This is a genomic window from Pseudomonas sp. 32A (assembly GCF_052682255.1).
The window spans coordinates 6517339-6536791 of the sequence record NZ_JBQYLY010000001.1 but is presented as its reverse complement, the minus strand read 5'-3'; the positions used below and the strand labels follow the sequence as shown (position 1 = coordinate 6536791).

Annotated in this window: 9 protein-coding genes; 7 read left to right on the top strand and 2 right to left on the bottom strand. The window is 64.8% G+C overall.

The window, feature by feature from the left end; genetic code table 11:
- Positions 1-2229: a TonB-dependent siderophore receptor gene (locus ACUN0G_RS29925; protein WP_445575128.1), complete on the bottom strand. Its 2229-nt coding sequence runs from the start codon at positions 2227-2229 to the stop codon at positions 1-3.
- A gap of 135 nt (positions 2230-2364) precedes the next feature.
- Positions 2365-3267, bottom strand: a complete 903-nt coding sequence (locus ACUN0G_RS29920) for an AraC family transcriptional regulator (protein ID WP_003218429.1) — start codon at positions 3265-3267, stop codon at positions 2365-2367.
- A gap of 353 nt (positions 3268-3620) precedes the next feature.
- Between ACUN0G_RS29920 and ACUN0G_RS29915 the strand changes: the two genes are divergently transcribed.
- From ACUN0G_RS29915 to ACUN0G_RS29885, 7 genes are read left to right on the top strand one after another with little or no spacing between them, the layout of a single operon-like run.
- Positions 3621-5273, top strand: a complete 1653-nt coding sequence (locus ACUN0G_RS29915) for a (2,3-dihydroxybenzoyl)adenylate synthase (protein ID WP_445575127.1) — start codon at positions 3621-3623, stop codon at positions 5271-5273.
- Positions 5266-7014, top strand: coding sequence for an ABC transporter ATP-binding protein (locus tag ACUN0G_RS29910; RefSeq protein WP_445575126.1), 1749 nt, complete (start codon positions 5266-5268; stop codon positions 7012-7014). The genes ACUN0G_RS29915 and ACUN0G_RS29910 overlap by 8 nt, the downstream gene beginning before the upstream one ends.
- On the top strand, positions 7011-8768 hold the full coding sequence (locus ACUN0G_RS29905; RefSeq protein WP_445575125.1) for an ABC transporter ATP-binding protein: 1758 nt from the start codon (positions 7011-7013) through the stop codon (positions 8766-8768). Before ACUN0G_RS29910 ends, ACUN0G_RS29905 begins: the two co-directional genes overlap by 4 nt.
- A complete protein-coding gene (locus ACUN0G_RS29900; RefSeq protein WP_445575124.1) occupies positions 8758-12165 on the top strand; it encodes a non-ribosomal peptide synthetase in 3408 nt (1135 codons plus the stop codon). The genes ACUN0G_RS29905 and ACUN0G_RS29900 overlap by 11 nt, the downstream gene beginning before the upstream one ends.
- Positions 12162-17585, top strand: a complete 5424-nt coding sequence (locus tag ACUN0G_RS29895; RefSeq protein WP_445575123.1) for an amino acid adenylation domain-containing protein — start codon at positions 12162-12164, stop codon at positions 17583-17585. The genes ACUN0G_RS29900 and ACUN0G_RS29895 overlap by 4 nt, the downstream gene beginning before the upstream one ends.
- A complete protein-coding gene (locus ACUN0G_RS29890) occupies positions 17582-18670 on the top strand; it encodes a saccharopine dehydrogenase NADP-binding domain-containing protein (RefSeq protein ID WP_421553202.1) in 1089 nt (362 codons plus the stop codon). Before ACUN0G_RS29895 ends, ACUN0G_RS29890 begins: the two co-directional genes overlap by 4 nt.
- Complete coding sequence (locus tag ACUN0G_RS29885; RefSeq protein WP_421524546.1) at positions 18667-19446, top strand: thioesterase II family protein; 780 nt, start codon at positions 18667-18669, stop codon at positions 19444-19446. Before ACUN0G_RS29890 ends, ACUN0G_RS29885 begins: the two co-directional genes overlap by 4 nt.
- Positions 19447-19453: the final 7 nt, after the last annotated feature.

Here is a 19453-nt window from a genome sequence, read left to right as displayed (position 1 = left end):
TTACCAGCGATAGCGCAGGCTGGCGATGACACTGCGGTCATACCCGGCACTGCAGCTGGAGAGGGAGCAGCCTTCGTAATAGTGCTTGTCGGTCAGGTTGGTGGCATTCACCGCCAGGCGCAGGCCCTTGGCCGCCGGGATCAGCTTGTCGAAATCGTAGTGCACCGCCGCGTCGAGCAAGGTGTAGGAGGGCACGCTCAAGGTGTTGGCGGCATCGGCTTCGGTGGAGCCGATATAGCGCACGCCGACGCCAAATCCCAAGCCGGTCAGCGGGCCAAACGGCAGGGTGTAGTCAGCCCACAACGACGCCATTTTTTCCGGGGTGTCGGTGGGGCGGTTGCCTTTTTCCAGCGGGTTGTTGCTCTTGCTGACTTCGGCGTCGTTGTAGGTCAGGGTTGCCAGCAGGTCCAGGCCCTTTGCGAGGCTGGCCTTGCCTTCCAGCTCCACGCCGCGCACGTTGACCTCACCGGTCTGCACGCTGTTCAGCGGGTTGCTCGGGTCGGTGGTCTTGACGTTCTGCTGGGTCAGGTCGAACAGCGACAGGGTGATGTAGCTGTCGATGCCGGGCGGCTGGTACTTGATGCCGACTTCCGACTGTTTGGCGGTGCTCGGTTTGAAGCTGGTGCCGTAGAAATCAGTGCCGAGCACCGGGTCGAACGAGGTGGCGTAGCTGATGTACGGCGACAGGCCGTTGTCGGCCAGGTAAACCAGACCTGCACGGTAGGTGAACTTGTTGTCGTCCTGCTTCCGCCCGGTGTCGGTCAGGCGGTTGTCGGTGCGCGCACTCGAATGATCCTGGCGACCGCCGACGGTCAGTACCCAACGGTCGTTGAAGGTCATCTGCTGCTGGGCGTAGAGCCCGGTCTGGTCGGCGCGCTGCAAGGTGCTGGCGAACGGGGTGTTCGGCGCGAACACACCCCCGTGCACCGGGTTGTAGATGTCGATCGACGATGCCGCGCCGCCGTTGAGGTAATAGTCTTCACGGGTGCGCCGGTAATCGATCCCCAGCAGCGACACCATCTGCACCTCGCCAAGGTTCCAGCGGGCCTGGGCATTGTTGTCCAGGGAGTACACGTCGCCGACGATGCGGAAGCGGTAGGCCGCCCGGTTCAACGTGCGCAGGTCCGGCGCCAGGGACATGCCGCTGGCGGTGTTGGTCAGCAGGTTGACGTGGCCATAACGTGCGCTGGAATTCAGGCTCCACACATCGTTGATCCGGTGCTCCAACAGGTAGCCCAGTGAGTATTGCGTGCGGCCATTGTCCAGCCCCGGCTCGTCGAGAAAGACGTTGTGTTTGACCTTGCCATTCGGGTTCGGCTTGAGCGTGCCCACCGTCGGCAGGAACACCCGGGGCGCGCCGAATTCATCCTCAGAGTAATCGGCCAGTACGGTCAGGCTGGTGTCGTCGTTCGGCCGCCAGGTAAACGACGGCGCGATGAAGGTTTTGTCGTCCTTGATGTGATCGAACTGGGTGCCGCTGCTGCGCTCCAGGCCCACCAGCCGATAGAGGAATTGCCCCTGGTCATCCAGTGGCCCGCTGAAGTCAAACTGGCCCTGGGCGCGGTCGAAACTGCCGCCCTGGAGCTGCACTTCATGGAACGGCTGGTCCAGTGGCCGCTTGCTGATCTGGTTGACCACACCGCCCGGTGCGTTCTGGCCGAACAACACCGAGGCCGGGCCCTTGAGCACGTCGATGCGTTCCAGGCCATAGGCTTCGGCTTTTGGCCAGGCCTGGGTGGTGGTGCCACGTAAGCCGTCGCGCAACATGCCCGTGCTGGTCACGTCAAAGCCGCGAATCGAGAGGTAGTCGAAGCGCTGGCTGGCGGCGGTGGTGTTGGCCTGCACGCCGGCGGTGTAGCGCAACGCTTCGCTCACCGATTGCACTTGCTGCGCGTCCATCTGGTCGCGGGTCACTACGGAGATCGACTGGGGGATTTCATTGAGGGCGGTGTCGGTCTTGGTCCCGCTGAGGCTACGCTTGGCCACGTAGCCGGCCTGTTGTCCGGTGGGGCTGTCGGCCTGGGTCCCGGTGACCACGCTGCTGTCGAGCACCAGGGCGTGATCGGTGTCCGCCTCGGCAGCCTGCACAAGGTTCATCTGGGTCAGCGACAGGCCCAGGGCAACGCCATGGATCAGGGTTGCCAAGGGCTTGCGATGGGCTTTCAAGAGCGGAACAGCGGTATCGACTGGCAAACCTGGGGTGTCTCGGTACAGAACGCGGGTGCCCATGCTTCACTCCATGATGAGGTATTCAATGCGAATGCAAACGTATCTCATCCAGGTGGTGTAACGCAGGGCTATTGCTTTGGGTCGAGCGACCATTTCTTTCGTTTGCGGGGCGGGGCAGGAACTTTCGCAAAACCCTCAGCGCAACGCCTTGGGCGAAACACCGAAACGCTTGCGAAACGCCGTGGAGAAATGCGCCGGGCTGTAACCCACGCGGTACGCGGCGCTGGACACATTGGTCTCACCGCTGGCGAGCAGGCGATAGGCTTCGGCCAGGCGCTGTTCCTGCAAGTACACATAGACACTGGTGCCGAATACCTGACGAAAGCCCGCCGTCAATTTGCGCGGGTTGAGGCCGACTGCGCGAGACAGCTCGGCCAATGACGGCGAAGCCTGCAACGAACCGAGCAACAGGTCGCGGGCGGCATGTATGCGTTCGATGTCCGCTGAGTTGCAATGGGCGTCCTGCACCGGGCGCGACTCGGTTTGCGCGAGAATGCCTTCCACCCCCAGTGCTGTCAGCTCCAGGGCCTTGCCGCCCAGATAGAAGGAGCGGGCAGGGCCCTGCAACGGGCAGGTGAAAATCTGTTGGGCAAGGGCGAGCAACGGTTTGCTTGCGGGCTGGCAGAACATCATCGGCCCGCCGCCGCGTTTATCCAGCAGGCGCTCAGGCTCAAGGCCAACACTGCGGATCGATGGGAAATCCAACTGCACGGTGGTGTAACGCACCGGCACACCACTGGCGAACAGGTGATCGCCACAATGTTCACCCTGGTTGGCCACGGCGCACAGGGTCGGCCCGCGAATCTCCACTTCCTGCTGGCCTTCGACCCGGCAATTGAGCTGGCCGCTGAGCACCAGGATGATCTTCAAACCTTGCCACAGCGGCTCTTGCATCCACATCTGGCTGTCCATCAACACAGTCCCGGCGGACAGGGTGATTTCCGGCACGACGGTGGCGGCACCCGTGTTCAAAGTGTTGGGAAAATTGAGGGTGAAATCCCTTTGGGTCGGTAGCGGCGCAGCGTGTGGGCTGAGCATGGCGGACTCCCTGTGAACCGGAAAAGAGGGGCATACGCTAGCAGGAAATTTCTTACTTGTAATTAAGAATGATTATCCTTTAGCCGAAAGCCCGGACCACGCCTCATCGCTGCAGGCCGCAGAAACTCACGCTGTAGCGCAATCAAAAGAAAAAGCCGCGCAAACGAATGTCCTGCCGGTTGCCGTGCTGCGGCTTTTGCCTATTAATAATCACTCTCATTTCCGCAGCCCTTGGCGACTCATGGATGAACCGCTCAATGACCCATTCTCCCTAGCCCTTTTTCACCCTTGCCCCGCAGGCCTTTTGTTCACGGCATCGGCCCCTTATTGCCGAAAAAAACTCTGGAGACCCCATGACTATCATTGACGACTGCCCCGATTGGCCCGAAGCGTTTGCCCAATGTTACCGCGACGCAGGCTATTGGCGCGACGAGACCTTTGGCGACCTGCTGCGCAACGCCGCCCGCACCTTTGGCGAGCGTGAAGCGATCACCGATGGAACGCTGCGGGTGAGCTATCGCCAACTGGATCAACGGGTCGATCAACTGGCCGGCGGGTTCTCCCGGCTGGGGTGGGTGGCAGGGGACAACGTGGTGGTGCAACTGCCGAACTGCGTGGGTTTTGTCGAAGTGTGCTTCGCCCTGTATCGCCTCGGCGTACGGCCAATCTTTGCGTTACCGGCCCATCGTCATCTGGAAATCGGCCGCTTCTGCGAGTTTGCCCAGGCCAGGGCATACCTCTGCGCTGACGTCACGGCAGGTTTTGATTATCGGGGCATGGCCCGTGGCTTGAAGGCAGCCCATGGCGACCTTGCGTGGGTGATCGTGGCCGGTGAGGCTGAAGAATTCATCGCGCTCGAAGACCTTTATCTGGACGACCCGCAGCCGACCTTTTCTGCGCCGCCCGCGGATGCCGTCGCGTGTTTCCAGTTGTCCGGTGGCTCCACCGGCGTGCCGAAACTGATCCCGCGTCGCCACAATGAATACCTCTACAACGTGCGGACCAGCGCCGAACGTTGCGGCCTGACCGACGCCACGGTGTATCTCGCCGCGCTGCCCATGGCCCATAACTTTCCCATGTGCTGCCCGGGGTTCATGGGCACCTTGCTGATGGGCGGCCGCGTGGTGTTGAGCGCCTCGCCAAGCGCCGAAACCTGCTTCGCCCTGATCGAGCATGAACGCGTGACCCATACCGCGCTGGTGCCGCCACTGGTGCTGGTCTGGCTGGATGCCGCCCAGGCGCGCGGGCAGGGCCTGCCAGGCTTGCAACTGCTGCAAGTCGGCGGCGCCAAACTGAGCTTCGAGGCTGCCCGCCGCGTGGAACCCACCCTCGGCTGCCGCTTGCAGCAAGTGTTCGGCATGGCCGAGGGGCTGATTTGCTATACCGACCCCAACGACCCGCCGCAACGAGTCCTGCATACCCAGGGCAAACCCATGTCCCTGGCCGACGAAATCCGGGTGGTGGACGACAACGAACAGGACGTGCCGCAGGGCCAGGTCGGCCAGTTGCTGACCCGTGGTCCGTACACGATTCGCGGTTACTACCGCCACCCTGCGCACAACGCCCAGGCGTTTACCGCCGACGGTTTCTACCGCACCGGCGACCGGGTAATGCTCACCGACGACGGCTACCTGATGGTCGAAGGTCGCGACAAGGACGTGATCAACCGCGGCGGCGAAAAAATTGCCGCCGAAGAAGTTGAAAACCTCCTGCTCAGCCATCCTGCCGTCGCCGATGTGGCCTTGGTGGCGATGCCGGACGCCTACCTCGGCGAACGCACCTGCGCCTTCGTGATTCCCCGTGGCACGGCACCGCGCCCGCCGGAACTGCTGCGCCATCTGCGTGAGCAAGGGTTGGCGGCCTTCAAGCTGCCGGACCGCTTCGAATTTATCCCCGGTTTCCCGCAAACCGGCGTGGGCAAGGTCAGCCGCAAGCACCTGCGGGAGGCTATCCAGCAGCTGTATTTCGGGGCAAAACAACCTGAGGGAAGCGCCGCCCGTGGCTGATCAAGACTCACTGCGTGAACTGCTCGCGCCTGTACGTGGCCGGTTGATCGGCGCCATGCTGCTGCAAGCCCTGGCGACCCTGATCGGCCTGCTGCCGTTGATCGCGGTGGCGGAGCTGGCGCCGTTGTTGCTGGACGCAAAACTCGATCTGCACGATGGGTTCTGGTGGTTGTTGGCCGGTGCGGGCGCTTTGCTGTTGCGCATGCTCGGGCTGGCTGCCGCCTTGCAGATGACCCACCTGGCCGACAGCGACCTGCAACGCCAGGTTCGCCAACGGCTGGCCGCGCATTTTGCGCGGGTTCCGCTGGCTTGGTTCAGCGCCCGTGGTGGGCAAAAAGTCGACCGTGTTTTGCTCGACGACGTAGGTGCGCTGCATCAACTGGTGGCGCACTTGCCAAACAACCTCGCCGCCGCATTGGTGGCGCCCCTGGCGTGCCTGTTGTACCTGCTGACGGTGAGTGTGCCGATGACCGTTGTGGTGCTGCTGCCTCCAGCGCTGGCGCTGTGGCGCCTGCGGGCGTTGCGCTCCCAGGCTTATCGGGATGACCAGAAGGCACTGGGCGCCGCGCTGGGCAACCTGTCCCTGGCCACCCAGCAGTTTGTGCAGAGCATCGCCATGGTCAAGTCATTCGGCCGGGCCGATCGGGTGCAGTCAAAGTTCTTCGGTGCGGTGGAACGTTTCGCCAGTTTCTTTGCCTGCTGGGCCCAACGCTGGGCCGGGCTTGGGGCGAGTGTCGAGGTGCTGCTTTCGCCGTTGCTGGTGCTGGCCCTGGTGCTGTTGGGCGGTGCGTCGCTGGTGGCTGGCGGTTGGCTGATGCCGGTGCAACTGCTGCCGTTCCTGCTGCTGGGGCCGGCCCTGGCAGCGCCGGTTGCGGCCATAGGGCATGGCGCGGATGCACTGGTGCAGGGCCGCATGGCCGCCAGCCGTATCGCCACCGTGCTCAACAGCGCGACGTTGCCGCAACCTCGCGAATCCCGCGAGCCCAAGGGCCGCCAGGTGAGCTTTGAAGGCGTGGACTTTCGCTACCCCGACGGCACGCAGGTGCTGCATGACATTGACCTGGATCTACCGCCCGGCACGCTGACCGCATTGGTGGGCGACTCGGGCGCCGGCAAATCCACCCTGGCCACTTTGCTTGCGCGCTTTGCCGACGTGAGTGCCGGCGCGATCCGTATCGGTGGTATCGACCTGCGGGACATGCACAGCGCCACCTTGTATCGCCAGGTCGCCTTTGTGTTCCAGGATGTGCGCCTGCTGCGCACCAGCGTCCTCGACAACCTGCGCCTGGCGCGCCCCGACGCCACGCAAATCGAGGTGGAAGCCGCCGCCCGGGCTGCGCAGATTCACCAGCGCATCCTCGCGCTGCCCCAGGGGTATCACACCGTCCTCGGAGCCGGCGTGCAACTGTCCGGCGGTGAAGTGCAACGCCTGGGCATTGCCCGGGCGATGCTCAGTGAAGCGCCGATCCTGATTCTCGATGAAGCCACCGCCGCCAGTGATCCTGAATCCGAAGCCGCGATCCAGCAGGCGCTGTCTCGCCTGGCCCGTGGCCGCACGGTGCTGGTAATCGCCCACCGCTTGAGCAGCATCCAGGACGCCGACCAGATCGTCGTGCTGCAAGGCGGGCGGATTGTCGAGCGCGGTACGCATCACGGCTTGCTGGACCAGCAGGGCACTTACGCCGGGCTGTGGGCCGCTGAGCAGTTTTCGGCGGCCGCACTGAAGAGGGCACGGGCATGATTCGCGCGCTGTTACGCAGCCTGCAACCCCGTGAAGCCGGCTTGTTGCGGCGTGCGCTGATGGCGATGGCGTTGAGTGCGTTGGCCCAGGGCGCAGCGTTGGCGTTGTTGCCGATAGCCTTTGCCCAGTGGTTCGGCAACACCACGCCCTGGGCCTGGGCCATCGGTTTCACCGGCATGGCCTTGTTATGCCTCTGGCTGCGCCGGTATGCCCAGCTGGCGGGCTATCGCGCCGGTGCCGAAGCAGCCCAGGCGTTGAACCGACGCATTGGTGACAAGCTGGTGCAACTGCCGCTGGAATGGTTTGTGGAGCGGCGCAGCGCTGAACTGAATCGCCTGGTGACTCACACCGTGCTGCAAATCATGAGCACCCCGGCGCACCTTTTGCAGCCAATGGCCAATGCGCTGTTGACGCCTTTGACACTCCTGCTGGCGCTGTTTTTCTACGACCGCTCCATGGCGTTGGCGGCACTGGCCGCGTTGCCGTTGCTGGTGCTGGTGTACCACTGGGGCGTGCGCTGGGGCGGGCAAGCTGAAGCACTGAGCGAAGCCGCAGCCAATGAAGCGGCGGCCCGGGTGATGGAGTTTCTGCGCCAGCAACCGTTGCTGCGCTCCAGCGGGCGCACCGAGCAAGGCTTCGACCTGCTCACCGAGGCCCTGGCCCAGCAGCAACAGGCACAGCGTCACGCCCATTGGCGCACTTTTCCCGCCGCGCTGGGTTTGGCGGTGGTGTTGCAGGCCGGCTACAGCGCCATCCTGTTATGCGGCCTGTATGCCGTGTTGGGTGGCACCCTCGATGCGGCGAAGTTCCTGGCGCTGGCGATTCTCGCCACCTGCCTGGTGGAGCCAATGGGCGCGCTGGTCAACCTCGGTACCACGTTGCGCCAGACCCGCCACGCCTTGAATCGCCTGCGCCACCTGCTGCAGATGCCGGGGTTGCCTGAACCTCTCGAACCCCAACCTGCCCTGGGTTACGACGTGCAAGTGCGGGACGTAGGACTGGTCCGCCAGGGCCAGGCGATCTTGCAAGGCATCGACTTCACGTTGCAGGAGCGTTCGCTGAACCTGGTGGTGGGGGCGTCCGGCTCCGGCAAGTCCAGCCTGTTGCGCCTGCTGGCGCGCTTCAGCGATGTAAGCAGTGGCGCGATTCACCTCGGCGGTGTCGACCTGCGGCAACTGTCGGCCCTGGCCCGAGATACCCAGGTCGCCTTGATGTTCCAGGACAGCCCGCCGTTACCGGGCAGCCTGTTGGACAACCTGCTGCTGGGCCGGCCCGACGCCAGCGAAGAGCAATGGCAGCACGCCGCCCGCGCCACCGGCCTCGACCGCCTCGCCGAACGCCTGCCCCAGGGCTGGCACACCGTGCTGGGCGAGCAGGGCGTCAGCCTGTCCGGTGGCGAGCGCCAATGCCTGGCGTTGTCGCGGGTGTTACTCAAGGACGCGTCGCTGATCCTGCTGGACGAGCCGACCGCCGCCCTCGATGCCATCAGCGAGGCGCGGGTCAATCGCACCCTGTTGCAACTGGCCCGCCGGCACACGGTGGTGCTGGTCACCCACAAACCGACCTTGGCGCCCCATGCCGACCAGATTCTGCTGCTCGACCACGGCCAGTTGGCCCAGGTCGGCCGCCATGACGCGTTGATGGCCACGCCCGGCCGTTACCGCGAGTTGTTCCACGAGCGCGAAGCGATCAATCGCTGGCGCTTGCGCCCAGACCCTATCGTTCCCCAAAGGACCGTCCCCCATGACCGATAACCCATCACTGGCATGCGTTCATCCTGCACCCGGCGGCCTCGCACACAGCCCCGAGGCGCTGTGCGCCGGTGTCGCGCAGTTGCTCGACTATGCCCCCCAGGACCTGGAGCCCGATGCCTCGCTGATCGAGCAGGGCCTGGACTCGGTGAGCATGATGCGCCTGCCGGCCTTGCTCGCCCGCGAAGGTGTGCAGGTGAGCTTTGCCGAACTGATTGAGCAGCCGACCCTTGAAGCCTGGTGGTTGCTGATCGACCGCCGTCGCGGGCAGGCGACGCACCTAAAGCCCGTCGCCACCGACAACGATTTCGCCCTCACACCGTTGCAGCAGGCTTACTGGTTTGGCCGCGACCCGGCCATGCCGCTGGGGGGCGTTGGCTGTCACCTGTATCAGGAACTGGACGGGTATCAGGTCGACGCCCAACGCCTGGAAAGCGCGGTGATGCGCCTGACTCAACGCCATCCCATGCTGCGCGCCTGTTTCCCGAACGCCACTTGCCAGCGCGTGCTGCCGACCAGCCCGTGGCCTGGGTTGACCGTGCATGAACGGCCGGATGAGTTGGCCTTGCGTGAGTGCCTGGCCCACCGCTGCCTGGATGTGCGCCAAGGCGAGGTGTTTGATGTGCAACTCAGCCGCTTGCCCGACGGCCGCAGCCGGGTGCACCTGAACATCGATTTGCTGGTGGCGGACGTCCTGAGTATCAGCGTACTGCTGCGGGATCTGGCGCTGATCTACAGCGGGCAAGAGGCGCAGCTGCCACGTCTGGAATGGGATTTTGCCCACTACCTCGGCGCCACCCGAACCAGCGATGCCGGCGCGCGGGACTACTGGCTGCAACGCCTGGATGACCTGCCCGACGGCCCGCAACTACCCTTGGCACAAGAGCCGCAATCCCTCGGCCCGCCGCGTTTTCGTCGCCTGGCGATGCGCCTCGGCCGCGCGCAGTTGCGAGCCCTGGAAGACCAGGCCCGCCAACACGGCCTGACCCTGGCCAGCGTGCTGTGCTGCGCCTATACCCAAGTGCTGGGCCGCTGGAGCGCCAGCCAGCATTTCCTGTTGAACGTGCCGCTGTTCAACCGCCAGGAGCTGCACCCCTGCGTCCCGCATCTGCTGGCGGATTTTTCCAACCTGGTGCTGCTGGAGATCGACCAGCGCCAGGCGGGTTCTTTCGCGCAGCAGGCGCAAGCCCTGCAACGCCAACTGCACCGCGACATCGCCCACAGCGCCTGGCCCGGTGTGGAAGTGCTGCGTGAGTTGTCCCGCACCCGGCAAGGCGGCGCCCCCGTAGTGTTTGCCTGCAACCTTGGCGAAGCGTTTGTCGACGCCACTTGCCGGCAGCACCTGGGCGAACCGGGCTGGGCCTTGTCGCAAACGCCCCAAGTGTGGCTTGACCACCAGAGCTATCCGCTGCCCGATGGCCTGTTGCTCAACTGGGACGGGGTAGATGCGCTGTTCCCCGAAGGTTTGCTGGACGAAATGTTCACCGCCTATGGCGACCTGCTGGCGTGGCTGTGTACCGGTGACTGGCGCCAACCCGCGCCGCTGCCGTTGCCCCAAGGTCAGCAAGAGGTCCGTGCAGTAGTCAACCACACGCCCTGGGCCTATGACAAAGGCTTGCTGCACGATGGCTTTTTCCAACAGGCGCAGGTGCATCCGCAGCGGGTGGCACTGATCACCGAGGACGCTGAGTTGAGTTACGCCGAGCTGGCGGCCCAGGCCCTGCAAGTGGCAGGTGCCCTGCGCCAGTGGGGGATTGAACCGGGTGATACGGTGGCGATCACCTTGCCCAAAGGCCAGGCGCAAATCGTTGCGGTGCTCGGCATATTGGCAGCGGGCGCGGTGTATGTGCCGGTGGGTATCGAACAGCCGGCAGCCCGTCGCGACATGATCTATCAACGCGCCGGAGCCAAAGTGGTGATCACCGATACGGCCCACCGTGATCGCGGTGTATGGCTGGCGGACTTGCAAGTGGTGGACCTGGCCCAGGCGCGTTCGGCCACGGCCCTGAAACAACCGATCGAGGTGGCGCCGGACGCACTGGCCTATGTGATTTTTACCTCCGGCACTACCGGCGAACCCAAGGGCGTCGAGGTTTCCCATCAGGCGGCGTTGAACACCGTCGCCGCGATCAACCGGCGTTATCAGGTGGGCGCGGATGACCGTGTGCTCGGGGTTTCCGCCCTCGATTTCGACCTGTCGGTGTACGACCTGTTTGGCCTGCTGAGTGTCGGTGGCGCCGTGGTGCTGCCAGCGGATGCGCGGCGCAAGGAGCCGTCCGAATGGTTGCGGCTGATCCGCCAGCAGCGCGTGACCCTGTGGAACTCGGTACCGGCGTTGCTCGACATGCTGACCCTCAAGGCCCGCGAGCCGAATGCCCTGAGCGGATTACGCCTGGCGATGGTCTCGGGTGACTGGGTCGGGCTGGACCTGCCACGCCGCCTGCGATTGGCAGCCGGCGAAAGCGCCCGGTTCGCCGCTCTCGGCGGCGCCACTGAAGCGGCCATCTGGTCCAACGTCCAGGACGTCGACGAAGTGCCGGCTCACTGGCGCTCGATTCCCTACGGCAAACCCCTGGATAACCAAAGCTTTCGAGTCGTCGACAGCCAGGGCCGCGATTGCCCGGACTGGGTGGCGGGGGAGTTGTGGATCGGCGGCGCCGGGGTTGCCCAGGGCTATCGTGGCCTGACGCATCTCAGCGCCCAACGCTTCGTCGAGCACGCCGGGCAACGCTGGTACCGCACCGGCGATCAGGGCCGTTATTGGCCCGACGGCAGCCTCGAATTTCTCGGGCGTATGGACCAGCAGGTCAAGGTCCGTGGTTTCCGCATCGAACTCAGTGAGATCGACGTGGCCCTGGAACGCCATCCGGCGGTCAGTCGTGCCGTCACCCTGGTGTTGCCCGGGGCCAACCCGCAGTTGGCAGCAACCCTGATGGGCGACGCGCTGCCGGATACCGAAGCCATGCGCCAGTGGCTCTGCCAATGGTTGCCGGAACACATGTTGCCGGACCACTGGCTGAACCTCACCGAACTGCCCCTGAGCGCCAACGGCAAGGTCGACCGCGCCGCACTGCTGTGGCTGGTGCAGGAGCAACGCCAGGGCGCCAGACCCGAGCATGAAGACGCGCCTCAAGGCGAAGCCGAACAACTGTTGGCCGGGCTCTGGCGCGAATTGCTCGACATTCCGCTGGTGGGACGCAACCAGGGCTTTTTCGCCCTCGGCGGCAACAGTCTGTTGGCCGCTCGCCTGATCGAACGTATCGCCCGACAGTTCGACGTCGAACTGTCGCTGAAGGACTTTTTCAACGCGGCCACCGTCGCCCGCCAGGCCCAATGGCTTGTCGCCCGACGAGAACAGGACCACGTCAACCGGAACGCAATGGTGGAGGGTGCGCTATGACACTGCAGCAACTGCAACAGGACCTCGAAGCACTGGGTGTGGAACTCTGGGAAGAGCAGGGCCGCCTGCGCTACCGGGCGCCCGCCGGGGTGATGGATGAAGGCCGCCTGCAACAATTGCGCGAACACAAGGACGCGTTGTTGCAGCAATTGATGGAACCGGTGATGCCCACCGTCTCGGCCGACCTGGCTGCCCGCAGCGAACCGTTTCCGCTGACCGACGTGCAGGCCGCTTACCTGATGGGCCGCACCCAGGCATTCAGCTACGGCGGGGTGGCGTGCCACGGTTACCTGGAATTTGAACTCAGGGAACTGGACCCGGCGCGCCTGGAGCAGGCATGGAACCATCTGATTGCGCGTCACGACATGCTGCGGGCGGTGGTGCTGGAAGACGGCTACCAACAAATCCTGCCCCAGGTGCCGCATTACGTGATCGCCCGGCATGACCTTCGCGAAGACGGTGGCCGTGCACTGGCCGCTCTGCGCGAACGCATGGAAATTCGCCAGGCCTCGCCCCAGCAGTGGCCGCTGATCGAGTTGTGCGTCAGCCAGGGCCGTGAACATGCGCGCCTGCATCTCTCAGTGGATCTGCTGGTGTGCGACTACCAGAGCGTGCGCATGCTGTTGGCCGAGTTGCAGCAGGTCTATCGTGGCGAAGCCTTGCCGTCGGCGGCGCCCATCAGTTTTCGCGACTACGTATTGGGCGAGCGCCGGTTGCGGGAACAGCCGCGTTACCAGCGTGACCGCCAGTATTGGTGGGCGCGGGTCGACAGCCTGCCCGGTGCTCCTGAATTGCCCATGCAGGGCGCTCCCAGCGGACCGCGTTTCGAGCGCCGCGCGCTGAACCTGGAGGCCCGGGATTTCAACGCCCTGCGCCTGAATGCAGCGGCGGCCGGCGTAGGTGTGTCGGCGGCGATTCTTTCCTGCTATGCCGAAACCCTCGGGCGCTGGAGCCGCAAGGGGCATTTCTGCTTGAGCCTGACCTTGCTCAATCGCCTGTCGCTGCACCCGCAGGTCGATCGGCTGGTGGGGGATTTCAGCTCGGTGGAATTGCTGGAAGTCCAGACCCTGCAAGGCGGCAGCTTTGGTGAACGCAGCCAGCAGTTGCAGGAGCGACTGTGGCAAGACATGGACCACCGCCTGTGTTCCGGCATTGAAGTACTGCGCGAACTGGCGCGGCGCAAAGGCCGTGATGCGGCCTTGATGCCCTATGCCTTCACCAGCACCCTGGGCGCCGGTGGCGAAAGTGGCGGTGGGGCATTTATGCCCGGCGCAGAACTGGTGCACGGCATCAGCCAGACCCCGCAAGTGTTGATTGATTGCCAGGTCAGCGAGCGCGACAACGGCCTGTTCATCAATTGGGACATTCGTCAGGGCGTGTTCAATGAGGCCATGCTGGAAGCGATGTTCGACACCTTCGAGCGCCTGCTCAAGCGCTTGGCGCGGGAGCCTTCGGCCTGGACCCTGGACGATTGCCTTGAACTGCCGGCACCCCAGCGACTGGTGCGGGAGTTGATCAACCAGACGGCGCAGCCGATTCCCCCAGGCTTGCTGCATGAACCGTTCTTTCGCCAGGCCCGGGCGCAACCCCAACGTGTCGCCCTGATCCAGGGCGCGCGACAGCTCACTTACGCGCAACTCGCCGCCCGTGCCGAGGCGATTGCCGAGCAGTTACTGGATGGCGGTTGTCAGCCCGGCGAGCGGGTCGCGGTGTGCATGGAAAAAGGCATCGACCAGGTGGTCGGTGTGCTGGGGATCTTGCGGGCCGGCGCGGCGTACCTGCCGCTGGACACTAATCAGCCGATGGCGCGGCGCGCGTTGATTCTTGAGAACGCCGAGGTCAGCCGGGTGCTCAGCCAGTCGTGGTTGAGCGAGGACCTGGCCTGGCCCGCCCAGGTGACCCAGTGCATACCCGTTGATCAGGCCGCAGCCAGTGCCGGACGTGAACTGCCGGCGCCGCAGGTGACACCGCAACAACTTGCCTACGTGATCTACACCTCCGGCTCCACCGGGATTCCGAAGGGTGTGATGATCAGTCACCAGGCGGCTCTCAACACGGTGGTGGATATCAATCAGCGCTTCGCCATCGGCGCCGAAGACCGGGTACTCGCCTTGGCCAGCCTGGGCTTCGACCTTTCGGTGTACGACATCTTCGGCCTGCTGGCCGTAGGTGGCGCCCTGGTGTTGCCCGACGCCGGACGCCGCGCCGACCCGTCCCACTGGGCCGAGTGCGCCCGCGAGCACGGTGTGACCCTGTGGAACTCGGTGCCCGCGCAGTTGCAGATGCTTGCCCATTACTTGCAAGCCGTGCCTGCGGCAGCACCGCACAGCCTGCGCCTGGCCTTGCTGTCCGGCGACTGGATCCCACTGAACCTGCCCGCCGAAATCGCTGCGTTGTTGCCTGAACTGCAACTGATCAGCCTGGGCGGCGCCACAGAAGCGGCGATCTGGTCGATTGCCTATCCAATCACCGAGGTGGACGCACAATGGCGCAGCATTCCCTACGGCGCGCCGCTGGCCAATCAACGCTTCATGGTGCTCGACGAACAAGGCCGCGATCGCCCGCAAGGCGTTGCCGGTGAGCTGTTCATCGCCGGCACGGGGTTGGCCAAGGGGTACCTGGGGGACGCGGAGAAAACCGCTGAGCGTTTTATCGAGCATGCCCACAGCGGCGAGCGGCTGTACCGCACCGGCGACCTGGGGCGCTACCTCGAAAGCGGGTTGATCGAGTTCCTTGGCCGTGAGGATTTCCAGGTCAAGGTTCGCGGACATCGCATCGAGTTGGCGGAAGTCGAAAGTGCCTTGCTCAGTCATCCTCATGTCGAATCGGCCGTGGTGGTCGCTGCGGGCGAGGGCGCGTTCGAGCGGCGTTTGCAGGCCTGCGTGCGCGGGACTTTGCGTGATACTCCACTGCCTTGGCCCGCCCGGTTGGCACCCAACGCCTTGGCGGCGGCCAACGGCGTGAAAGGTCAACTGACGGAAGCGCTGATTACGCAGATGTCCGATTGCGTCGAGCGTGCCGCGTTGCTCTCCATGGGCCTGGCCCTGCAACGCCCGGGGCTGTTTGATCAACCGGGCGTCGAGCACGACCTGGCCCAGATCATGAGCCTGTGCGAAGTGGCGCCACGCAACGAACGGTTGATCCGCCGCTGGCTGCAAGCGCTGCATCGCGAACAACTGGTAGACCGCCACCCAGGCACCGGCGCCTATTCGTCACTGCGGGTCTCGGGTGCTGAATACCGTCAGCTGTGGCAGCGCATCGAGGCGCTGGAACCGAGTGTGGGCTGGGGCGGTGAAGTGTTGCGCTACCTGCGGGAAAGCCAGGAGCAATTGCCTGCCCTGATGAGCGACCGGCTCGACCCGTTGCACTTGCTGTTTCCCGAAGGTCGTACCGACACCGCCGAAGGCGCCTATCGCAAGAACCTGATCAGCCAGTACCTGAACCAGGCGGTGTGTGCGGCGGTGCAGGAAATCGCCGCACTGCAACCGGCGGGCCGGCGTCTGCAGTTGCTGGAAATCGGCGCAGGCGTAGGCGGCACCAGTGCCGACCTGATTCCGGCCCTGGACGGCTTGGCGGTGGACTACCAGTTCACCGACCTGTCGCAGTTTTTCCTCAACGAAGCGCGGGAGCATTTCGTCGAATTTCCGTGGGTCAGCTACGGGCTGTTTGACCTGAACCTCGACCACTGGGCCCAAGGCATCGCCGCCAACTCCCTGGATGTGATTCTGTGTGCCAACGTGCTGCACAACTCGCGGCACGCCAGCCAGGTGCTCGCCCGGCTGCGGGAAATGCTCGCCCCCGGCGGCTGGCTGATCTTTATCGAAGCCACCCGCGACACCTACCAGATCATGGCGTCCATGGAGTTCAAGGAAGGCCTGACCGCGTTCGAGGATTTCCGCGCCGAGCAGGACACCACGTTCATCCGCCGCGAGCAGTGGCAGCAACTGTTGCAGGAAGCCGGCGCGCAGACGCCGCTGTGCATGCCGGCAGCTGACGATGCGATGTCACAGATCGGCCAGCACCTGTTCATCACGCGCTTCAAGACCGAGCGCCAGACCCTTGAGCCGGAGGCGTTGCGCGCGCATCTGGGCCAGCGCCTGCCGGATTACATGGTGCCCACCGAGTGGCGGGTACTGGATGAAATGCCGCTGACGGCCAACGGCAAAGTCGACCGCCAGGCGTTGGCCAACCTCGGCATGGCCCAGGCCACGCAACAGGCCAACAGCGGGGCTGCACCGCTGGATGCGCTGGAGCGCAGTATCGCCGAGGTCTGGCAAACCCTGTTGCGGGTGCCCAGTGTGGGCCGTGAACAGGGCTTCTTTGAGTTGGGCGGTGATTCATTGCTGGTGGCGCAGGTGGTTGGTCGCCTGCGGGAAATCCTGCCCCAGGCCCGAAACGTGCCCTGGGGTGATTTGCTGCGCCAGTTGATCAACCAGCCCACCGTTGCGGCCCTGGCGGATTACTTGCGGGGGCAGGGCAGCGAGAGCCTGTCGCCGCTGGTGCGGATTCGTGAGGAGGTGCAAGGCCCGGCGCGGATCTTTGTCCATGACGGCAGCGGCACCCTGGCACCGTATCGTGCGCTGTTTGCTGCACTCGGGGAAGAAGCGCCACTGGAGGGGCTGGTGCTCAATGATGTACCGGGTTATCTGGCTCTGGCACCGGCCACGGCGATTCGTGAACTGGCCGAGCGCTATGCCGACACCTTGCACGCCGAAGGCCGGCGCCAGGTGAGCATCGTCGGTTATTGCCTCGGCGGGTTGCTGGCGACGGAGCTGGCGTCATGCCTCGCGGCGAGGGATATCGAGGTGCTGCAACTGACAGTGATCAGCAGCTACCGCGTGCCGTTCATGATCGAGGATGACCTGCTGGCGGAGTACGTGTTCGCCCGCGTGATGCAAGCCGACCCGCACACCCTGGGTTACCCGGTGGATGAACAGGCAATGGAGCGGGCGATTGCGAAGGTGCTGCGCCAAACCCCGGGCCGCGTGCCCCAAGGTACATTGCTGGCGCTGCGAGATGAGCCCGACTGCGCCACGGCCCTGGCCTGCCTGCGGGCCCTGGCATCCAAGTCGGCAGATGAGCGCTTGCAGGCCATTGCAGACGCGATGCGCCACGCCGGCTCGCAGCTGAGCGACCTGGACTGGCTGCGCGAGCAACTGCAGGTGCTGCGCCACAGCCTGGCCGCCGTCGCCTTGCATCAGGCCACGCCTTACGACGGTGACATGGTGTTTATCCGCCAGTGCGGTGAAGTCCAGGTACTGCCCGGCATGCACCGCGACATGAGCCAATACTGGCAAGCCCTGTGCCTTGGCGAATTGCAGGTGGTGGACGTGCCGGGCGACCACTTCAGCTGCATGCAGAGCCCCCAGGTCGAGGCCGTGGCCCGCGCGTTCGAACGGCTGGCGCAGGTGGCGGCGTGAGAGTCGGGATTGTAGGCGGCTATGGGCATGTCGGTCGGCAGGTTGCGCGGGTGCTGGTCGGTCATTGCCGCTTGCGCCTGGGCGGTCGCGACCCTGGGCAAGGGCAGCGTTTTAACGACGGCGAGTTGAACGGGCAGGCCGAGATCCGTGAAGTGGACCTGTGGGACGCCCAAAGCCTGGCGGCGTTTTGCAGCGGCTGCGACCTGCTGATCAATTGCGCGGGCCCCAGCTACCAGGTGCTCGACCGGGTGGCGCTGGCAGCGTTGGCCAGTGGCGCCGATTACATCGATGTCGGCGGCGATGATCCGCTGCATCAGCTGCTGCCCGCTCAGTTGCCGCCGGGTCGTCGTGTGGTGTTATCAGCCGGCATGTTGCCCGGGCTGTCGGGGTTGTTTCCCAAGGTGCTTGCGGCGTCGTTCGAGCGCGTCGATGCCGTGCGTTGCTATGCCGTCGGACTTGGGCGGCTGTCGACAACGGCGGCCGAGGACTTCCTATTGAGCCTCGGCAACGGCTATGGCCAGGCCTCGATGGGCTGGTGCGATGGCCGTGCAATCAAGTCCGCCGTACTCGTCGATGAACACTTCGAGCGGCCCTGGCTGGTGGGCGGTCCCGTAACGGCCTACCCGTATCTCACCACTGAGCAACAGCGCTTGTTTACTGACTTGCGGGTGCGCGAAGCCCAGGCCTACAACCTGTTTGACGGCGGCCACCTGCGGGCCGCGCTCGGGCGCATTCAGGGCTCGCCACCGGCTCTGCGGCACACTGCAGAGAACATTGCCGCCCTGGTACAGGCCAGTGCGCTGGACCTGGCAGGGCGCACGCCTTACCAGTTGCTCGCAGTCGAAATGGCAGGCCTGCAACACGGCGAACCGCAGCAGGCCACCGCCTGGTTGCGTGCCGCCGACGGCTCGGCGTTGACCGGCACAGTGGCGGCAATCTGCGCCCTGCAACTGGCCAAACTGCCCGAAGGCACGCACTACGCTGCCCAGGTGATGGACGCCGATGACTGCTTGCGCCAGGTGCTGCGCTGGTTGCCGCAGACCCGGATCCACGTCACCACTGAACTGGAGGAGGGCGTGTTATGAAGAAAATCGCCAGCCCATGGCTGCGGCGTTACCCGCAGCATCAAACGCCGCGCTGCCGATTGGTCTGCCTGCCCCACGCCGGCGGCAGCGCGGGATTTTTCAGCGGTTGGCAGGCACTGTTGCCGGCCGACATCGAACTGGTCAGCGTGCAATACCCTGGCCGCGAAGAGCGGCTGAGTGAAACCTGGCCCGGCAGCCTGGAATGGATGGCGGGTACGATTACCCGGGCGCTGTGGGACCTGTCCGACCGGCCGCTGGTGCTGTTCGGCCACAGCATGGGTGCGGCGCTGGCCTATGAGGTGACGCGGCGCCTGAACCGTCAGGGCAAGGACTTGCAGCGGCTGATTGTTTCCGCCCATCCGGCGCCCCACCGGCAACGCCACAGCCAATTGCACCAGGGCCCGGATGCCGGTCTGCTGGCGGATGTGCGGCGCCTGTCGGGCGGTGCGCCATCACCCCTGGATGAGCCCGAGATGCAGGCACTTTACCTGCCCGCGTTGCGCAACGATTACCGCCTGATCGAAAACTACTGCGGCGATATCAGCGAGCTGCTGGACGTGCCCGTGAGCGTATGCCTGGGCAGCACCGACCGCGAAGTCGATCGGGAGGAAGCCCATGCCTGGTCGGAAGTGACGCGCCAGGTCACCGACTTTCGAACTTTCAACGGCGGGCATTTTTACCTGCGCGACAGCCAGGCCGACCTGATCGAGCACCTGGAACTGTTGCTGGGCAGCCCCGCCGAACCGGCCTGGCAGTGCTGGCCGTCGACCCCATGACCGGAGA